The organism is Streptomyces sp. NPDC025721 (genome assembly GCF_055558595.1).
Genome location: NZ_JBVHMF010000061.1, coordinates 1 through 1463, shown reverse-complemented (window position 1 = coordinate 1463; position 1463 = coordinate 1). Strand labels below are relative to the sequence as shown.

The window sequence follows — 1463 nt, the reverse complement described above, 5'->3', positions numbered from 1 at the left end:
GTACTACAGGGGGCTTCGAGAGCCCGCTGTCGTCGCTGCCGGTAGTGGATGCGCTTTGCGATGGTTTGGTAGGTTCTGCGCCATAGCGACTGGGCGGCGATCACGGCGGGGTGGTGCTGGACGTGCCAGACGGTCTGGTGGAGCAGGCGGCGGATCTCCTCGGCGGTGTAGTCGATCAGCCGTTCGGCCAGAGGTGGGGTCGTAGCGGCGGCCAGGCTATGGCGGGTTGCGCATCGGCTGGGGCCTGGGTGGGTTCACGGGTGTCGTTCAGGCGTGCGGTGCGGGTGGCGCTGACCGACAGGAACGCGAACGCGGCGATGGACAGGGCGATGTGACGGTGCCACGGTTCCCACTTGCGTACCTCGTACTGGTCCAGACCGCAGTCCGACTTCGCGGTTTCAAAGCAATCTTCAACCGACCACCGCAACCCTGCGACCTGCATCAACGCGGTCAGGGTGGTGCCGGTGCGGGCGTGGACGGCGAAGTACGCGATCTCGTCGGGACTGCTGATGGAGCGGCGGACCAGCAGCAGGTGTTGCCAGCCGGCGCGGGCCGGGCCGGCGTCCGAGGGCCAGGCGACCTCGGCCAGCGCCCAGTCGTAGTACCGCTCGCCCTTGGCTCCCTTTCCGCACGAGCGCCGCTCGAAGACCAGGCCCAGCTGGGGAACCAGCAGGTCAACGCGCATGGAGCCGAGCCACCCGGCCTCCACGGTCTCGTCGCAGGGCACTGCCATCACGTAGCCCTTGCCGTGACGTTCGAGGGCCGCGCGCAGTTTGCGGTCCTGCCCGTAGACGCTGTCGGCGGCCACCCAGGCGAACGGCACCCGGGCCGTGCGGGCCGGCTCCACCAGGCGTCTGCCCAGCTCAGGCTTGGTGACCACATGCCTGCGACGGTCGGCGGGCACCCCGGCCTCCTTGCAGCGTTCGATATCGCCGGCCCAGTACTTCCCCAGGTACAGGGCGAAATCGATCAACGCCCGCCCGTACGAGGTGGCGTAGGCGAGGAACACCGCGACCTGGCAGTTCTCGGTCTGCCCGGTGATCCCCGCGTACTGCGGGGCCACCCCCACCGACTTGGTCCCCTTCTTCAAGAACGCCGTCTCGTCGAGCACCAGTACGGCATCCGGATCACCCAGGTGCGCGACCACGAACGCACGCACCCGATCCCGCAACGCGTTCGCACTCCACGTCGTCCTGCGCAGCAGGTCCTTGACCCGATCCGGCGTCGCATGGCCGATATACGCCGAGATCTGCCAGGAGTTCTTCCGCTCAACCGTTCCCAGCAACGCCTTCAGATACGCCCGCGCCGTCAGCCGCGGCTCCACCCGACGGAACAAGCTGGCGAGACTCGCGAAGAAGTCCTCGAACCACTCCGCCCACATCTCCACATCATGCAACGTCTCCACACACTGAACAACGCGTCACTCAGTCAGCGGACACGAAGCCCACCTGTAGTACCAGCCT

Annotated in this window: 1 protein-coding gene; it reads right to left on the bottom strand. The window is 67.3% G+C overall.

The window, feature by feature from the left end; translation table 11 throughout:
* Positions 1-175: 175 nt before the first annotated feature.
* Complete coding sequence (locus tag ACZ4EF_RS36855; RefSeq protein WP_467508565.1) at positions 176-1405, bottom strand: IS701 family transposase; 1230 nt, start codon at positions 1403-1405, stop codon at positions 176-178.
* Between the last annotated feature and the right edge of the window lie 58 nt (positions 1406-1463).